Source organism: Pseudoalteromonas sp. SIMBA_162 (assembly GCF_046535955.1).
GTDB classification, from domain to species: domain Bacteria; phylum Pseudomonadota; class Gammaproteobacteria; order Enterobacterales; family Alteromonadaceae; genus Pseudoalteromonas; species Pseudoalteromonas marina.
In genome coordinates this window covers 1-240 of the sequence record NZ_JAWJBQ010001104.1, presented here as the reverse complement: position 1 = coordinate 240, position 240 = coordinate 1, and the positions used below count along the sequence as shown (strand labels likewise).

Here is a 240-nt window from a genome sequence, read left to right as displayed (position 1 = left end):
GCCGCCATCCGCGACGGCTAACGTCGCTAGTGCATCAAGCCGCCACAATCGTTCAGCCGCTCGCTCGTGCAGCGTATAGATTCGCTCGACGGAGTAAAGCGTTTCTACCAGTCGCGACAAAATCAGCGTTTGATAGCCTGAGCCGGTGCCTACTTCCAGCACGCGTCGAGGCGCTGCGCGCAGCACTAGTTCGGTCATGCGCGCCACCGTGAGCGGCTGAGAAAGCGTTTGCCCAAAACC

Annotated in this window: 1 protein-coding gene; it reads right to left on the bottom strand. The window is 60.4% G+C overall.

What is annotated here, in order from left to right; genetic code table 11:
- The coding region (locus R0J88_RS23110; protein ID WP_410901331.1) for a protein-L-isoaspartate O-methyltransferase family protein at positions 1–240 on the bottom strand (240 nt) is incomplete at both ends.